This window comes from Methylacidiphilum kamchatkense Kam1 (assembly GCF_007475525.1).
Taxonomy (GTDB): Bacteria; Verrucomicrobiota; Verrucomicrobiia; order Methylacidiphilales; family Methylacidiphilaceae; genus Methylacidiphilum; species Methylacidiphilum kamchatkense.
Genome location: NZ_CP037899.1, coordinates 1,044,541 through 1,061,968, shown reverse-complemented (window position 1 = coordinate 1,061,968; position 17,428 = coordinate 1,044,541). Strand labels below are relative to the sequence as shown.

Genomic DNA, 17,428 nt, shown 5'->3' with positions numbered 1-17,428 from the left:
GCCCTTTCTCCTGTAAATCCATATTAGATAAATCAAGGCCATGCATACAAGAATACCACTAATCACACTCTGCCATTTCATTTAATAGTTCCCTAAATTCACCTACTTAACTAAAACCTAATAATAAACCTATTTGATAAAATAGGAAAGCACAAAAATAAGCAAAGGAAGTCATATAAGCAAACTGAAAAAGCGCCCATTTCCAGGAACCTGTTTCTCGTCTCACAACAGCAACAGTACTTAAACATTGCAAGGAAAATGCAAAATAGATCATCAAAGAAAAACAAGTTAAAGGACTGAACACTTCTTTCCCATCTGGCCATTTATCCTTGCGCATAGCTTGAGCCAAAGGAAGAATATTCTCCTTGGTTTCCTCTCCTGTATAAATTACCCCCATGGTGCTGACGAACATTTCCCTGGCTGCCTGGGCACTTAAGAGCCCTACGCCAATTTTCCAATTAAAACCTAGAGGTTTAATGACTGGCTCAAGAAAATGTCCTATTCTCCCAGCAAAGCTATGTGAAAGTGCTTGGGAAGAAGACTCTCCAGGAAATTTTGGATGAGAGGTTAAAAACCACAACAGAATAGAAACCGAAACAATGATCGTTCCGGCCCTTTTGAGAAATGCTAAGGCCCTTTCATACATTTGTAAGCCAATCGACTTTATTGATGGGCGACGATAGGGGGGTAATTCCAAAAGTAAAAAGGACTGTTTGCCTTTAAAGAGAGTCTTTTTAAAGATCCAGGCAAAGAAAAAAGCCCCTCCTATACCCAAAATATAGAGAAAGAAAATAGTAAAGGAACTCCATAAAACTGGATGGGAATGTTGAGAAAAGAGCACACCACACATAAGAACATAAACGGGAAGGCGAGCTGAACAACTAGCAAAAGGAGCTATGAGGATAGTCAAAAGCCTATCTTTAGGATTGTCTATTGTCCTAGCAGCAAGGATCCCTGGAATCGCACAGGCATGACTGCTAAGTAAAGGCAAAAAAGATTTGCCATGAAGACCTACCGCATTCATGAGTTTATCCATTAAAAAGGCTGCTCTAGCCATATAGCCCGTATCTTCTAATAAGCCAATGAAGAAAAATAGCACAAGGATCTGAGGCAAAAAGACAACTACATTGCCAGCTCCTCCAATGATTCCCTGACTTATAAGATCCCTTAGTTCTCCAGGAGGGAAAACCGCTTGAAACTTTTCTGAAATAGCTCTCATTCCTGCATCTATTAAGTCTTTTGGATAAGATCCCATCCCAAAAACCGCTAGGAACATCAATGCCATCGCCATAGAAAAGATCAACCATCCCCAAAAGGGGTGTGCCACATAACGGTCGATCATATCACTTAAGCCTCTAGAAAGATGTACCCCTTTTTTGACAGCACCTTTCACAAGATGCTGCAAAGTTAGGAATCTTTCCCTAACCACGGCATCCCTCCAGTTGGGCTTTAATTTCCCGATTTTTTCCTGAGCCCGTTTTACTGGCTGAATGAGAAAATCCATACGAAACAACTTTGCTGTTGTTTCAGGATCTGGAGAAAGCAAAAGAAGAAGAAGCATTATTTTACTAATTGGGCCAATTCCCTGAATTTCACTCTGATTTTCAAGGGTCGTAATTTCTTCCTGTATAAAATCTGGATAATTCAGAACAAAAGGTTTCGAGCGAGCGATTTCTTTACTTAACACCGTTTTTAACTGAACGATACCGTTCTTTTTATTTGCCTGGCAGGGAACCACAGGACAGTTAAACTTTTGGGAAAGTACCCGACAATCCACTTCCCACCCTTTGGCCGCAAGTTCGTCGATCATATTGAGGACGATGACTACAGGTCTGTCCAATTCCAGAATTTGGCTAACTAGATACAAACTTCTTTCCAAATTGGAAGCATCAACAATACAGATAATGCCGTCAGGTTTAGGAGTGTCTTCTCTCAAACCTAAAAGCACTTCAGTCGTGATTTTCTCGTCAGGAGAATTAGGCAGAAGGCTATAAGTTCCCGGTAGATCGATCAGTTGGCATTTTTCTCCATAAAGAGTGTAAAAAATCCCCACTTTTTTTTCAATGGTAACGCCCGGATAATTTGCAATCTTTTGCCTTAAGCCTGTCAGAGCGTTAAATAAAGTGGTTTTTCCACTGTTTGGATTGCCTACAAGAGCAAAAGTGAAAAGCTTACTGGCTGAATCTGATTTGAAAACCCGCTCATCTTTTTTTACCAATGCCATAATAACAAGCTAATAAAAACAAAAAGAACGCTATAACAACTACTTCCCTTAAAACAAAAAAAAGACAAGCTTTGTATGCTATTAAATAGCCGAATCTTTTTTGGCAGAAGTAACGAAGATTCTTTTTGCTAATACCTTGTTTAGCCCTATCTTCGAGCCACAAACCAAACAAACCGTCATCGCTCCATGAGCAATCTTTACGACTTCTGCCTTTTCGCAAAATCCCAACTCCCTAAGCCGATGACATTCGACGGCGTTTCCCTCTATCGAATGGACATAAAAGATAGAGCCAATATCCGCTTCGGCTAGAGAAATAGTATTTTTCCTATCGCTGTTAGCTTTCCTTTCTTTTTCAATCATCTAAGTATAGTTTTACTAATATTGTAAAATTTCGCTTAGACAAGCAAATCCTTTTGTACAGAATCCATTTTAACATCGAAGTGGAGGGATGCTATTTTTTCCATCATTTCATCAGCGACACTCTGGTAGTACGATTTCTTAGAAAGTCCAGAAGGGCAAGCCATAGGCCAATAATGCTTACCTATGACTACCCTGATCGGATGAGGCTTTGGAATTTTAGCTGTCCTTGGAAAGGCCTCAAAAGAACCAAATATCCTTATGGGCAACACAGCCACTTTCGCTTTTGCAGCGATATATCCCACCCCTGGAGCAGCTTTTTGCAAAGTTCCTGAAGGGCTCCGCGTTCCTTCTGGAAAAATAAGGATGGACTTTTCTTTTTTAAAAAGATCTAGAATGAGCCGAAACGAGCCCACTTCCGGTTTATCTCGATCAAGAGGTATTGTGTTTAAATAGCCAATAAGTTTTCCAAGTAGGAAGTTGTCAAACAAAGTTTTCCTGGCAACAAAGTAAATTTCTTTTTGAAAAGCACAGCCCACAATGGGTGGGTCAAGATAGCTACAATGATTTGCTACAATCAATACTGGAAAAGAGGGGATATTTTCCTGTCCATAGACTTTAAAATCAAAAAAGAGTTTTAAAAAACCTAAAGTCAGAAGACGGGCAAGCGCATAACCTTTTTTCACAGATTTGCCCTAAATTCGGTTTTAAAAAATTGTTTAATGAAAAAACCTTTGATCTCTCTCAATCCGTTTTCACTCTGGAAATAGTTAATCCTTTTTTCCAAAGAATATCGAGAATTTTTTCGACCACTTTCTGAGCAGAAAGCTTTGTAGTATCTAATTTCACAGCATCCGCAGGGCAGAGTAATGGAGCAGAACTTCTTGATATATCCAATCTATCTCTTTGGGCCACATTATCTCTTTCACCTTGTTCTTCTCTCCTCTTTTCTCTTTCTTCCAAATTAGCATCAAGAAAAAACTTATAAGGGCTCTCAGGGAAAACCACCGTACCAATATCCCTGCCCTCCACCACCAATGGCTCCTTATAAGCAAGTTCTCTTTGAAAAGGCAATAGCCATTCTCTGACTTTTCGATAAGAAGCAACAATCGAAACAGCTTCATTTACTTCTGAACTCCGAAGCTCTTTCTCTGTAGGTTGTTGGTCATCTACTAGTATAGAAGCCTGAGAAAAAGAGTCCTCTTTTTGAATAACACATCGTAAGTTTAACCTTCGGCAAGCTTCGACGACCTTCTCCTCGTCATGAACATCGTATCCCAAAGCGAGAATTTTCCAGGTTACTGAACGGTAAAGGGCCCCTGTGTTAAAATAAGTAAATCCGAGCACCTTGGCTATTTCTTTAGCGACCGTGCTTTTACCGGAAGCCGTTGTCCCGTCAATAGTAATGACAGGATAAGGCAGTTCTTTTTTCCCAAGCTCCGTAGCTTTGGCAATTTTTTGGGATCCCATAATAAATTGTTTGATTTTTTTAGTTTCTTCCACCCAGCCTTCAGTAGAAGATTGGGTCAAGGCCCGTAAATCTTCCTGAAAGCCTGGATAAGAAGTAGCAATACAGTCCACGTCATCTATTCTAGAAGCCTTGTTTGCTCTCAACGCAAGAATAGAAAAAGCCATGGCAATCCGATGATCTCCAAAACTTTCTACTCTTGCTGCTTGCACTGTATTCTTCCCTTTGATCCTCATCCCATCTACTAACTCTTCTACCTCCACTCCAAAGGCTCTTAGATTGGTTACAATTGCTTTGATTCTGTCTGATTCTTTAACTCTTAATTCCTGAGCATTTCGAATTTCCGTTACTCCATCGGCCAAAGCTCCGACCACTGCTAAAATGGGAATTTCATCGATCACCCCAACAATCTCTTCTCCTTGAATAACCGTTGCCCTCAATTTATTGCCACGTACCCAAAGACTGCCTATAGGCTCTCCTTTCGAATAAGATTCTATAGATTCTTCAATTTGCGCTCCCATTCTAAGAAGAATATTTAACAATCCTGTTCGGGTTGGATTCAAACCAATAGAGCGCACTCTTAGCTCGGAATGAGGGATAGCCGCAGCAGCACCAATCCAAAAGGCGGCTGATGAAAAATCTCCAGGCACCTCTATATCGGTAGCCTCTAATTTCATTCCTCCATGCAGAATAATCTCTCCCTTTTCTCTAATTGTTCGCACTCCGAATTGTTCAAGCAGTCTTTCGGTATGGTCTCTACTTGCTACCGGTTCGATAATCCGAGTAATTCCCGAAGCAAAAAGACCTGCAAGCAAAATACAGGATTTGACTTGAGCACTTGGTATGGGTAACCGATAGTCAATGCCTTTGAGAGTGGATGGTTCTATGATAAGTGGCGGGGTATCCTTAGGTCCATCGGCTCGAATTTTTGCTCCCATCATTCGGAGAGGTTCTATAATCCTACTCATAGGCCTCTTAGAAAGAGAGTAGTCTCCTATAAGCTTAGAGTAAAAAGGCTGAGCCGAAAGGATGCCAGCAAGCAGTCGCATCATCGTTCCAGAATTACCACAATCAATGGCTTCAAAAGGAGGAGAAAGGACTCCAGACCTTCCCTCAATGGTCAGATGTGTTTTCCCTTGTTTTTCTACACTTACACCCATCGCCTCAAAGGCTCTTAGAGTGCATAAGCAGTCTTCAGAAGGAAGAAAATTGCGGATGGTGCTTTTGCCTCTAGCTAAAGAGGCAAGCATCACCGCCCTATGACTGATGCTTTTATCGCCTGGTACCCTTACTTCCCCTTTAATAAAAGCAGCCGGCTCTACTATAAGATAAGAATTCGTATTAGCCATCGTTTCTAGTCTCTACCTTATTTATATTTGTTTCATCGCGTTGTCCTCTATATACATAGTCATTCTAAATTATTTATCAATAAAGATAAGAGAAGAAGCTGTTAGCCTTTTCTTTTTCTTCTAAGAGACAGCAATGCCTTATCCACACTTTTAAGCAAGGCACCTTATTTCTTTCTCTCCTCACTTTTCTTCTTTTTGCAGGTTTTTACTACCTCTAGCAGCCCCAGCAGAACCGCCGCTCAACAACAATATCTACAACAGACAAGAACGGACACCCTTGCTTTCACTGTTACTCTGCCTATTTGAGACTATCCATTAGCTCAGTGCGCCTGTTCCTATTCTTCTACAGTAATTGGAAATAAAATTGGCTTGCTATAGCCAGCTTTCTACCGAAACTGTCTCTGGGATATTTTGCGATAGAAGGGTATAGATTGCGTTAAAATACGGAATTCAGAGCGCACAGTAAGATTATATAAGATGCACTTATCAATTAGAGAAGCAAAGCGTTCTACGCTTCCCATAGAATCACTTTTTATCTTTCCATTCCTCTATCGCCGCATACACTCCTCTGCCTATTTCAGACACAGAGGGGATAACTTTTATTCCAGCCTCCTTAAATGCCTCAATTTTAGCCGCAACAGTTCCTGACTGTCCAAGAATAATTGCCCCGGCATGTCCCATCCTTTTACCGACAGGAGCTGTAAGACCAGCAACAAAAGCTGCCACGGGTTTCTTTGGATTTTCTTTTATCCACTTGGCGGCTTCTTGTTCTTCCACCCCTCCAATTTCTCCAATAATAAGAACCGCTTCTGTCTGTGGGTCTTCCCAAAACAGTTCCACAACTTCCCGAATGGACAGGCCATGAATCGGATCTCCACCTATGCCTACGCAACTACTCTGTCCTAATCCTAACTGTGTTAGTTGCCATACCGCTTCATAGGTTAAGGTGCCACTCCTTGAAACAACCCCTACCTTTCCCGGCTTATGAATGTATCCAGGCATAATGCCTGCTTTTGATTCTCCCGGAGTAATTATTCCAGGACAATTAGGACCAACAAGTCGGGTATTTTCTTGAAAGAGTAGACGCTTGACTTTTGCCATATCAAAGGTTGGGATTCCCTCCGTAATACATATAATGAGATCCATCTGACAATCTACAGCTTCCACCATCGCATCAGCGGCAAAAGGAGCTGGAACAAAAATGAGAGCAACATTGCAATCCGTTTTTTCTTTTGCTTCCTTAAGCGTATCGAAAATAGGGACATTATTTTCGAAAAATTCTCCCCCTTTTCCTGGGGTTACCCCTGCGGTTATCTTTGTCCCATATTCCATACAGAGTCGCGTATGAAACGCTCCGTATTTTCCAGTAATCCCTTGAACAACTACTCGATCTGTTTTTCTTAGCAGAATAGCCATAGGAATTTATAATTATTTTTTTAAGAATTGGACGGCTTTTCGAGCCGCATCTTCAAGATCATCGGCGAAGAGATACTCAAGGGAGGAGTTTTCTAAAATTGCTTTTCCTTCTTTGACTCGTGTCCCTTCCAGCCGTATAACCAAAGGAATAGAAGGTCGATGAGTCTTTGTTGCCTCTACGATTGCCTCCGCAATAAGATCGCAGCGCATGATCCCACCAAAAATGTTAATTAAAATCACTTTTAAATTCCGATTTGATAATAAAATACGAAAAGCATTCTCCACCTGCTTTTGATCTGCCCCCCCGCCAACATCAAGAAAATTAGCGGGTCTGCCTCCAAAACGATCCAAAATATCCATAGTAGCCATAGCCAACCCGGCTCCATTGACCATACAACCAATCTGACCATCTAGTCCGACATAGTTGACTCCAGAACGAATCGCTTCCACTTCTTGTGGATCATAAATCGTTTCGAAACGGTAGGCTAAAAGCTCTTTCTGCCTAAACAAAGCATTGTCATCTATCGTTATTTTGGCATCTAATGCCCAAAATTTCCTTTCCCTATCCATCGCTAGAGGATTGATTTCGCAGAGACTTGCATCGTATTTGATAAAAGTCTTATAAAGCGATTTTAGGATGCGAGAAAGCTCAACGAGTTCCTTACCTCTGAATCCAAGATCTAATCCAAACTCTCTGGCTTGAAAATCCCAGAGGGAATAATCAGGCAAAACAAATTTTTTAACAATCGCTTGAGGATTTTCCACAGCAATCTTTTCGATTTCGACTCCACCAGCACGGCTTCCCATGAGAAGCAACGAAGCAGTCGAATGGCTATAGGAGATAGAGAGATAAATTTCTGAGCTTATATCGATAGATTCGCTAACAAGCACTTTTTTAACTAATTGTCCCTGCTCTCCAGTTTGAGCAGTCACTAAAATAGAGCCAATCATCCTTTGGGCAATTTGTTTGACTTCTTCTGGACTTTGACAAATCTTCACTCCTCCCTCTAGTCCATTAAGAAATCTTCCTTTACCTCTCCCCCTGCAGCTATCTGTGCTTTAACAACCAAAGGTCTTTTAGTAAGCTTACAAGCAATGTCGAAGGCTGCCTCCGGGGTTTCTGCAACCCCATATTGAGCAACAGGGACCCCTTCTTTTACTAACAGCTCTTTTGCAGCATACTCAAGTAAGTTCATAAAGCCTAACAATTAACCAACTTTCAAAACCTCATTATGCTCTTTTTGGTGTTGTTGTACCTCTCTCCCATAAGAAGCAGGAACAATAATCGCATCTTTCATCCCATGAATAATTTTTTTGTCCGATGGGCAGATCGTCACCAGAACCCCACAAAGGTGCACCTTTGAGTCAAAGACAAAATAATAAGGGGAAACACGAGCTCTTCCTTCCATTTCTTCTATTTTTTCGCCTTGAGCATAGGGATGTCTGACAAGTTTGCCACGAATGAATTTTTGCATGATCCAAGGATGATGAGGAAAATCAGCAAGAGCTGTAGCGATTTTCTCTTGCCACTGAGAGGCAGGCATATCGGAGCCGATATAAACACCCCTAGAACCCCACGCTAAGGGGCTGAAACCAGAAACTTTCAATACAAGTTCTCTTTGCGATTGGCTAAATGCCCCCACTTCCTTCCAACTTTGCACCTCAAGTCCTGGCAGCACCGCATTATAAGGAAGAGGCGATGGATCAACTATCCATGTATAAGGAATTATCTGCTGTAAAAATCGCATCCCTTTTTCGGTAAGGTATCTTTTCCAAAAGTCCGCCAAAGATCTGACCCAAAAAAACCCCAACAGGAGTTTTTCTTCTAAATAAGGCTTCAAAGGAGGAGTAATCCTGTGCTTAGCTGGAGAATAACTTTTTCGGATTTCGGTTAATTTTTCCCAATCAAAACATTCGAAAAACCGATAGACCGGTTCAGAATCAAACCGGAAGCTTTCTGCATGACGCATTCTGTCTTTGCCTACAAGATATTCAAATTCTGGCCAATAAGTCATCGCCTCTTCAGAAACAACGACCACTCCTTCGGGGAAAATACTGTTGAATCCTCGCTTCATCCCATCGCTTCCACCAATCAAGAAATCATTCCATCGCCCATAGGTCTCCTGAAGCCAAGCAGTCAATCCAATGCCTCCCGGCACGCTATCAAGTTCGCAAAGCGCAAATCCTTCGTCAGTCAATATGAGATCAGGCCGAATGACAACAGGCAAAGCGTTTTTTAGCTCTTCACTTCTGGAAATTTTAATAAGATCTGCCGGTTTTCCTTTATCTAAAAGTTCAGCAATAAATGCAGGAGACTTTCCTTTTACGCTCCATTTATAGAGAAGGTCGGCGGCTCCATAAAACTTTTGCAAATAGAAACCTAATCGGTAGAGAATCTCCACATACCGCTCTTCTAAATAGAAACTATAAGGACTTATTTTCCACTCTTTGTCTTTAATTAATCCCGACCGTGGAACATGATCCCGAATAAATTGAATTTTTTGAAATAGAGCGTTCAATGGTATTGAAGTCACTAGAAGTTTAGATTCAAATCAAAACAAAAATGAAGTCAATAATTTTTTTTAAATAAAATACTAAAAATTTCAATATTTTAATTTATCTTAAAATACATTTTATTAAAAAAATGTTTTTAATAACAATGTACTATCTTTATTTAAATACTTAAAAATAATCTATAATATCGGTTCCATGGAAGAAGTAATCATTATAGGTTCAGGATGTGCTGGTTGGACAGCGGCCATTTATCTTGCACGAGCCAAGCTTTCCCCTCTCCTCGTTACGGGCAGTGAACCAGGCGGGCTTTTGACAACAACAACTCTTGTTGAAAATTATCCTGGCTTTCCTTTAGGAATACAGGGGCCAGAACTAATGGAAGCGATGAGAAAACAGGCCGAAAGATTTGGAACCAGGGTCAAATATCTTTCCGTAGTAACCGATTTTCAGTGTAATGGAAAAATAAAGAGAGTCAAAATAGATGATGAATGGCTTGAAACAAAAGCAGTAGTTATTGCAGTTGGGGCGAGACCTAGAAAACTTTCTGTTCCTGGTGAATCTGAACTTGAAACAAAAGGTGTTAGTTATTGCGCAACGTGTGATGGGGCATTGCCCGTTTTTAGAAACCAACCTCTTGTGGTAGTAGGTGGAGGAGATTCAGCTTGTGAGGAAGCCCTTTATCTAACCCGATTTGCTTCAGTCGTTTATCTGATACATAGAAGAGATGCCCTGAGAGCCTCATCTATTATGGCTGAACGCGTACTGAATGAACCAAAAATAAAAGTGATATGGAATAGCGTCATTGAGAAAGTTTTAGATCCAAAAGAGGATAGAGTTACCGGTGTTTTGTTGAGAAATGTGAAAGAAGGAACAACCAACTTATTGGAATGTCGAGGCCTTTTTGTAGCCATTGGACATGTACCAAACACGCAAATTTTTGAAGGAAAAATAGAACTGGACGAAAAAAAGCTCATTAAAACCACCGAAGGAACTAAAACAAGTGTGGCTGGAGTATTTGCCTGCGGCGATTGTGTAGATGGTGTTTACAGACAAGCCGTCACCGCTGCTGGCATGGGTTGTATGGCTGCCATAGACGCTGAAAGATATTTAAGAGAGAAAAGTATCTAAGATAGTGTCAATCAGAGGTTTTGTAGCCCCTCATTGGAATTTAAACGAGCAGTATTCTGACTGAACTTCCAGAGTATTGCTAAAGTTGATAGTTCCAATTATTAGCCTACCCATGTCTTTTCCCATCCTTGATGATTCGGTTAGTTTTTTGCACGGTTGATTTTTTCGAATCTCTTTGACCATCTTAAAAGAAGCCTGATTGCAAGCACTTTTTTGTTGGTTTGCTTCCTGCTAGCTCAATGGGATGCAATCCCTGTGAAAACACACTGAGAATAGGCAGAGGGGTCACAAACCTAGACACAGGCTAGAATTGTAGGAACATTCTCATCTATCCATAGATAATCGCAGGGGCGCATGGCGCCTTTACATAGCCTTAACTAACTAAAGCACACCGATACAGGCTTTTTTTTTACGTTGGATAACTGGCCAAATAGCAATGCATCCCCACAACATTAAGTTGTAGCCGTCAGCAGCGAAGCAATCGATACAGTTTTTCTCCTACTTGCAGTCAATGGATAGGATATTTCTACACCATTCTACAAAAAAGGATCAAAATTAATTAATTGTATAGCTTTAAAAGTAGGCTATTAATAAATAATAAAAAAGTCTACTCTCTACTGATAACTTATCAATTGAGTTGACTAAAACAAAAGAGCAAATAGGGGTAATTAATTCCATTTAGGTGTAATATTTTTTAAGTATTATCTCTAAAGAAAACAGGCTAACAATGTTAAAAATAGTTCCATGGTCTTTTGGACGGCTAGCAGTAGCGATCAATCTTTCTATGCTAGCAAGACAGAACTATGGCCTGGAAATTAAAGAACTCCTAGCTATTAATGTTCTAGGAAGGCTTATCAAGCAAAGATTTATATCTTATGAACTAGAGCATACAAGCTCTAAAGGTCGATGAAGTTGTTTAAAGGGTTACTCTTAAGCATCAACACGGAGGTTTATGGGAATGACTGAGAATGTTATGGAAAAACCCTCTTTGGGTTGTAAAGTTGAAGATATTAAGGGATGTCGGAAACGGCTTTATATTGAAATTCCTTTTGAAGAGACAATCCCAGAAAGAGAGAAAATAGTTCTTGATTTTGCTAAAAAGGCTAAAGTCGCTGGTTTTAGGGTTGGAAAAGCACCAAAGGAAGTTGTTGAAAAAATATATAAAAAAGAGATCGACAGAAAAACTGAAAACGAACTACTCAAGCTTGTTTATGAAAAAGCTATTAAAGCACATAACATAGACGTGGTTGCATTAATCGATCTAGAAAACATTCGATACCAACCAGGAGAACCTTTTTCTTTTTCAGCTATTATTGATACCAAACCTGATTTTACTCTCCCTAAATATACCGATATTCCCGTTCCTAAAGAAGATACGGAAATCAAACCAGAAGAGATCGATCAAGCCATCGAGTCAATAATGGAATCGAAAGCCACTTTTGTCGATGTTCATGGGAGAACAGTAGCCAATGGGGATTTTGTAGTTGTCTCTTATGTGGGGACTCTGGACAATCAGCCACTTTCCAAGCTGCTTCCAACAGCGGGTGTGATGGCTAAAGGGGAGAACCAATGGATTTTGATTAAAGAAGGAGTTTTTTTACCGGGTTTCACAGATCAATTGATTGGAATGGAAGCTGGGCAGAGCAAGACCTTTGCGATCAGTTTTCCTGAGGATTGGTTTTTAGAGCCGTTGCGAGGAAAGGAAGTAACCTATACTGTACAACTTCACGCCATCAAATCAAAAATCTTACCTGTTCTTTCAGATGAATTGACCCAGGAGGTTGCAGGTCTCAATAAAAAAGAGTTTGTGGAAGCGATAGAAAAATCCATAAAACAAAGTAAAGAGTCGCAGGCTCGTCACAGACAGAAGTTAAAAATTATTGATTATTTGTTGTCTTCTTCCGATTTCTCACTTCCAGAATCTGAAGTAGAAAAAGAAGCCGAGTGGCTTTTTAGAAAGGTGATTGTTGACATGCAACAAAAAGGGACTCCTCTTGCTGTTCTTGAAGAAAAAAAGGAAGAGATTTATTCTAAAGCTCTGATTCAGGCAAGAAGAAAAACCAAATTGCATTTTCTTCTTGAAGAAATAGCGAAAAAAGAAAACATTTCCGTAACCAAAGATGATTTAGCAATTGCAATTCATAACCAGGCATTAAAACAAAGGATGGAACCAAAACAATTTTTAAAGAAACTTCCTTCTGAAGAGTTAAACGCTCTAGTGAATGAGGTTTTTAATCAAAAAGTTTTAGATTTTTTATTGGAAAAAGCAAAGATTGAAAATTGAAAATTATGACTAATCCTATTATTTCCCAAGTCATTCCCATGGTTGTGGAACAAACTGGCCGTGGGGAAAGAGGCTACGATATATTTTCTAGGTTGCTTAAGGATAGAATTGTATTTATTGGCACACCGATCGATGACAACATTGCCAATTTGGTCATTGCCCAGCTCCTTTTTCTTCAAATGGAAGATCCAAAAAAGGACATTAGCCTATATATCCATTCTCCTGGAGGGTACGTGACAGCGGGTATGGCCATTTATGATACAATGCAATTTTTAAGTTGCGACGTTAATACTTATTGTATCGGTCAGGCTGCAAGTATGGCAGCCGTGTTACTTGCTGCCGGAACAAGAGGCAAACGGTTTGCTCTACCCAACGCCCGTATTATGATCCATCAGCCTCTTGGTGGAGCACAGGGCCAAGCCTCCGACATCAGCATTCAAGCTCAAGAAATATTAAGAACCAAAAGGTTGTTGAACGAAATCCTATCGTATCATACTAAACAGCCCATTGAACGATTGGAAAAAGACACGGATCGAGACTTTTTTATGTCCGCTGAAGATGCAAAAGCCTATGGGCTCATTGATGAGGTGGTCAAAACCAGAGTCAGTATTAGACCAGTCCCCCAACCACAAATTATAATGGGAGATGGGAAATAGAGTATAGTCATGGCAAGATCAGTGCATATAACTATGTGCTCTTTCTGCGGGAGAACCCAAGCAGAAGTGCGTAAGCTGATTTCTGGACCAGGGGTATATATCTGTGATGCTTGTGTTGAGGTTTGCCATAGTATTCTTGAAAGGGAACTTCGCGAAGAGCCAGCTAAAAATCAAGTTAAGCCAAAAATTCCAAAGCCTACTGAAATCTTTGCTCGACTCGAAGACTATGTCATAGGTCAAACCACTGCAAAAAAAATTCTTTCCGTGGCTGTTCACAATCATTACAAAAGAATATTCAGTGGTGAATTGACTGATCTTTCTTCTCTGAATCAAATAAAAGATGTCGAAATTGAAAAAACTAATATTCTCCTTGTTGGCCCCACAGGTTCTGGTAAAACACTCCTTGCTAAAACCTTTGCTCGACTTCTTGATGTCCCCTTCTGTATAGCCGATGCCACTTCCCTCACAGAGGCAGGTTATGTAGGAGAAGATGTGGAAAGCATTCTTTTAAGACTGCTTCAAAACGCTAATTTTGATGTTAAAAAAGCAGAAATGGGTATCGTTTATATTGACGAGATAGACAAAATATCTAGAAAATCTGACAGCCCATCGATTACAAGAGATGTTTCAGGAGAAGGTGTCCAACAAGCTCTTCTTAAAATGCTTGAAGGGACTATTTGCAATGTTCCTCCTCAAGGAGGACGCAAGCATCCTCATCAAGAGTTTATTCGAATCAATACCGAGAACATTCTTTTTATTTGTGGTGGCGCCTTCATTGGTTTGGACAAAATAGTTGCCCGAAGACGGGGCAAACAGGTGCTTGGTTTCCAACATGCTTTACAAACAGAAGATTCCCAATCGAATGGACAACTTGAAGTCGAACCTGAAGACCTCATCTCCTATGGCATGATCCCCGAATTTGTGGGCAGATTTCCAGTGATTGCTACCCTTTCTGAACTAACTGAAGATGAACTGGTTAGGATCTTGACCGAACCTAAAAACGCGATAATAAAGCAGTATGTAAAACTTTTTGCCTTGGACCATATCAAGCTGACCTTTGCAAAGGAAGCCATTAGGTTTTTTGCTCAAGAAGCAAAAAAGAAAAAAACGGGTGCCCGTGCTTTAAAGAACATGATTGAAAAAATCATGCTAGATATCATGTTTGAGCTTCCTTCTAGAACAGATATTGAAGAAGTTATTATTTCGCGTCTAGTAGCTGAAGGAAAAAAAACCCCAATTTTGAAACGAAGACAGGAAAAAGAAGCCGCCTAAAAAGAAGTTTTGCCTTTTCTCGAGAAGAGACTTCTCAGGTAGATAAATTTTATTTTTATTTGGACCCATGAACATTCTTTTTCCTAAGAAGCGCTGTCGAGTAGTCGTTGGCATGAGCGGAGGGGTTGATTCTACTGTGGCTGCTTTGCTTTTAAAAAAAGAAGGATTCGATGTTATAGGAATCACTCTCAAGATATGGACAGATTCCTGTATGAGCCGTTCATTAGAGAAATGTTGTGGACCGGAAGCAATCAATGATGCTAGAAACTTGGCCGCTCAAATTGGTATTCCTCATTATACAATTGATGAGGCAGATTTTTTCGAAAAAGAGGTTATTCATTATTTTTTAGACGAATATAGACAAGGAAGGACTCCTAATCCTTGTGTGAAATGTAACGAAAAAGTAAAATTTGGGAGGCTCTGGTCTAAAGTCAGGTCTTGGGGAGCAGAATATATTGCAACAGGTCATTATGCGGTTGTGGAGCATCAGGATACTACTTCTCCTAGGTTAAAAAAAGCAAAGGACAAAACAAGAGACCAATCCTATTTTCTTTTTTCTCTTTCTCCTATCCAGCTTTCGAGAATGCTTACTCCATTAGGCTATCTAGAAAAGAAAGAAGTAAGGGCTATTGCAAAAGAAGCCGGTCTTTCTGTATGGAACAAGGAAGAAAGTAGAGACATATGCTTTGTAGCTGGAAAAAATTACAAAGATTTTATCGAAGAAAAAATAGATCCCAAAGAATCGAATGCCGGCCCAATTTTAGATGAAACAGGAAGGGTGATTGGTGTCCATCAAGGCATTGAACGCTATACTGTAGGCCAAAGAAAAGGGCTTCCAGGTGGCCAAGGCCGTCCACTCTATGTGGTTGATATCGATCCTTTATCAAAAGCAGTTAAAGTTGGAAGCTGGCAAAGTCTACTTAAAACTCATTGTTATGTGGCGGGAGCCCATTGGATTGAAAAAGAAATTCAAACTACCCGAAAAGTTACAGTAAAACTAAGATATAATTATCCGGAGGTTCCTGCTTTTATCACGCTTTTGGAAAATGGTCGATTCAGAGTAGATTTTGAATCCCCACAATTTGGAATTTCTCCAGGACAAGCAGCCGTTTGTTACGAGGGAGATACCGTGCTTGGAGGCGGATGGATAGAAAGGGATCCACCTAAGGATTGATCTTTTACTTGGAGAACGACAAGCCTTGACGTTCATGGTGGGGAAGGATAACGCGGGAGGGGGACGAAGCCTTCCCTGTCTTTCGTTTCAGTGTGGTGTCTGCTATTGGCGCACGATCGTAGCTTGAGACGCAGTAGGCAGCGACTACAGAAGGCCTCTGCAATAGCGTTTCTGAAGGCCTAGAAGATCGTTGCGCAGCAAACAGTTGGACACGCCTTTAAGGCTGTTAGGAAAATGGAGAGGGCGACCTTGGCCGGGTATTCTACCAACAGATGGGCGTGATTATCCTTGCCCCCATCTTGATCAGATATGCTTTGAAACATTTAACGCATTCAAGCTTTCCAAAACGAATAGATGCCCAATGGCCATCAAGAGCTGCAAATGCGCCGCTTTGCCGGCTTGTGGTTTTTCGTGTTCAACGAAGCGCTGGCATTGTAAAAGGAGCGTTACGAGTGTAGAGAGAAAAAGCTCGGCTACACATTTTTTTTCTTGAAACCTTTCGCTTGGTGATAAGCATTGTTCAGCTCTTTTCTGTTTATTAAAAAATAGAATTCAGAGAAGATTCATTTTATAAATAGAATCATGAAGCCGCGTGTCGTTTTGATGAGCTGTTCAGATAAAGAAGAAGGAGAAAGATTGGCAAAACTTATTGTTAAAAAACGACTTGCTAGTTGTGTCAATATTATCCCTCTCGTTTATTCGTTCTATTGGTGGGAAAACAAACAGGAAGAAACACAAGAGGCTATGCTTATTGCCAAATCTTCAGAAGAAAAGTGGGAAGAGTTGATGCAGTTCATTAAGGAAAACCACAGCTATGAATGTCCAGAAATTATAAGTTTTGAACCATCTCAAGTTTTTCCTCCATATTTACGTTGGTGGAAAAAGGAATTAACATAGACTCAAAAAAAATCCCTGCAATACCTCTCTGCCTATCTATTCAATGAATTTGTGGGAGCACTTTCTCCAACCAACTGCTCATCAATGAGGGTAGGAGTAATCTTTGTCGATAAATATTTTTCCAGCTCAGCCTCATCTTTTGGCAACAAAGGAGGCAATTTATAATTTTTGGGAAGAATCTTCAGTCTCTTAGCTGCCTCAATAAATTCTGGAGTATAGAAATAAATATTTCTATGTTTGGTAATACTCTCAACCACCCACTTGGAAGTATTTTTTAATCCTATAGAGTTTATTTTATGCATTAAGTTGATCTTTTCGATCTCAACAGCGATCTCCCATGGTATGCCCATATTTGTCAAAGGAGGAATGGGCGATTCCGAATTCCTATCTTCGTATAGGAGATAAACCTTTCCATGAACAGATTGGATATAATAGGTAGTTCCTATATGGGTTTGGTCAGGTGTTTCTATTTTTTCTAGAATATAATAGAGCGAACCGTTTTTTGATTTATGCTTTTGCAAAAGAATCACTGGCTTGTCATCGAAAAGGTAATGCCATATTTTAGGATCAAATTCAAAAGGTGCTTTAAGGTATTCAACTGATTTGTTTTCCACGGCTTCTAAATCAGGAACAAGAAAAAAAAATACTGTGAACCAATAGTAAAAGGCCAATAAGGGTTTAGCCATTTT

General features: G+C 40.2%; 14 protein-coding genes and 1 pseudogene. 7 read left to right on the top strand and 8 right to left on the bottom strand.

Annotated elements, in window-relative coordinates:
* Positions 1-106: 106 nt before the first annotated feature.
* The 7 genes and pseudogenes from feoB to kam1_RS04960 form a co-directional block, all read right to left on the bottom strand.
* The gene (gene feoB / locus kam1_RS04990) at positions 107-2,224 is read right to left on the bottom strand and encodes a ferrous iron transport protein B (protein ID WP_039721634.1); all 2,118 of its coding nucleotides are present in this window, start codon (positions 2,222-2,224) and stop codon (positions 107-109) included.
* 81 nt (positions 2,225-2,305) lie between these two features.
* Positions 2,306-2,584: a FeoA family protein gene (locus tag kam1_RS04985; RefSeq protein ID WP_039721635.1), complete on the bottom strand. Its 279-nt coding sequence runs from the start codon at positions 2,582-2,584 to the stop codon at positions 2,306-2,308.
* Positions 2,585-2,619: 35 nt separating this feature from the next.
* On the bottom strand, positions 2,620-3,267 hold the full coding sequence (locus tag kam1_RS04980; RefSeq protein ID WP_039721636.1) for a lysophospholipid acyltransferase family protein: 648 nt from the start codon (positions 3,265-3,267) through the stop codon (positions 2,620-2,622).
* A 58-nt stretch (positions 3,268-3,325) separates the two neighbouring features.
* Complete coding sequence (gene aroA, locus kam1_RS04975) at positions 3,326-5,398, bottom strand: 3-phosphoshikimate 1-carboxyvinyltransferase (protein ID WP_039721637.1); 2,073 nt, start codon at positions 5,396-5,398, stop codon at positions 3,326-3,328.
* A 525-nt stretch (positions 5,399-5,923) separates the two neighbouring features.
* Entirely contained in the window at positions 5,924-6,814 is an 891-nt protein-coding gene (gene sucD / locus kam1_RS04970) for a succinate--CoA ligase subunit alpha (protein WP_039721638.1), read from the bottom strand.
* A 12-nt stretch (positions 6,815-6,826) separates the two neighbouring features.
* A pseudogene (sucC, locus tag kam1_RS04965) lies at positions 6,827-8,010 on the bottom strand (ADP-forming succinate--CoA ligase subunit beta).
* Positions 8,011-8,022: 12 nt separating this feature from the next.
* Positions 8,023-9,348 carry a hypothetical protein gene (locus tag kam1_RS04960; protein ID WP_143958289.1) on the bottom strand — a complete coding sequence of 442 codons (1,326 nt, stop codon included), beginning with the start codon at positions 9,346-9,348 and terminating at the stop codon, positions 8,023-8,025.
* Positions 9,349-9,523: 175 nt separating this feature from the next.
* Between kam1_RS04960 and trxB the strand changes: the two genes are divergently transcribed.
* From trxB to cutA, 7 genes are all read left to right on the top strand, one after another.
* Positions 9,524-10,456, top strand: a complete 933-nt coding sequence (trxB, locus tag kam1_RS04955) for a thioredoxin-disulfide reductase (protein ID WP_039721639.1) — start codon at positions 9,524-9,526, stop codon at positions 10,454-10,456.
* Between the two features lie 727 nt (positions 10,457-11,183).
* Positions 11,184-11,366, top strand: a complete 183-nt coding sequence (locus kam1_RS04950; RefSeq protein WP_039721640.1) for a hypothetical protein — start codon at positions 11,184-11,186, stop codon at positions 11,364-11,366.
* A 48-nt stretch (positions 11,367-11,414) separates the two neighbouring features.
* Entirely contained in the window at positions 11,415-12,740 is a 1,326-nt protein-coding gene (tig, locus tag kam1_RS04945) for a trigger factor (RefSeq protein ID WP_235277372.1), read from the top strand.
* 5 nt (positions 12,741-12,745) lie between these two features.
* Positions 12,746-13,396: an ATP-dependent Clp endopeptidase proteolytic subunit ClpP gene (clpP, locus tag kam1_RS04940; protein WP_039721741.1), complete on the top strand. Its 651-nt coding sequence runs from the start codon at positions 12,746-12,748 to the stop codon at positions 13,394-13,396.
* Positions 13,397-13,405: 9 nt separating this feature from the next.
* Positions 13,406-14,668: an ATP-dependent Clp protease ATP-binding subunit ClpX gene (gene clpX, locus kam1_RS04935; protein ID WP_039721642.1), complete on the top strand. Its 1,263-nt coding sequence runs from the start codon at positions 13,406-13,408 to the stop codon at positions 14,666-14,668.
* Positions 14,669-14,735: 67 nt separating this feature from the next.
* Positions 14,736-15,842: a tRNA 2-thiouridine(34) synthase MnmA gene (mnmA, locus tag kam1_RS04930; RefSeq protein WP_039721643.1), complete on the top strand. Its 1,107-nt coding sequence runs from the start codon at positions 14,736-14,738 to the stop codon at positions 15,840-15,842.
* 582 nt (positions 15,843-16,424) lie between these two features.
* The gene (cutA, locus tag kam1_RS04920; protein WP_143958288.1) at positions 16,425-16,739 is read left to right on the top strand and encodes a divalent-cation tolerance protein CutA; all 315 of its coding nucleotides are present in this window, start codon (positions 16,425-16,427) and stop codon (positions 16,737-16,739) included.
* 32 nt (positions 16,740-16,771) lie between these two features.
* Here the strand turns inward: cutA and kam1_RS04915 are convergent, their stop codons facing one another.
* Positions 16,772-17,425 (bottom strand): hypothetical protein, encoded by a 654-nt coding sequence (locus kam1_RS04915; RefSeq protein ID WP_244946178.1) that lies wholly within the window; start codon positions 17,423-17,425, stop codon positions 16,772-16,774.
* Positions 17,426-17,428: the final 3 nt, after the last annotated feature.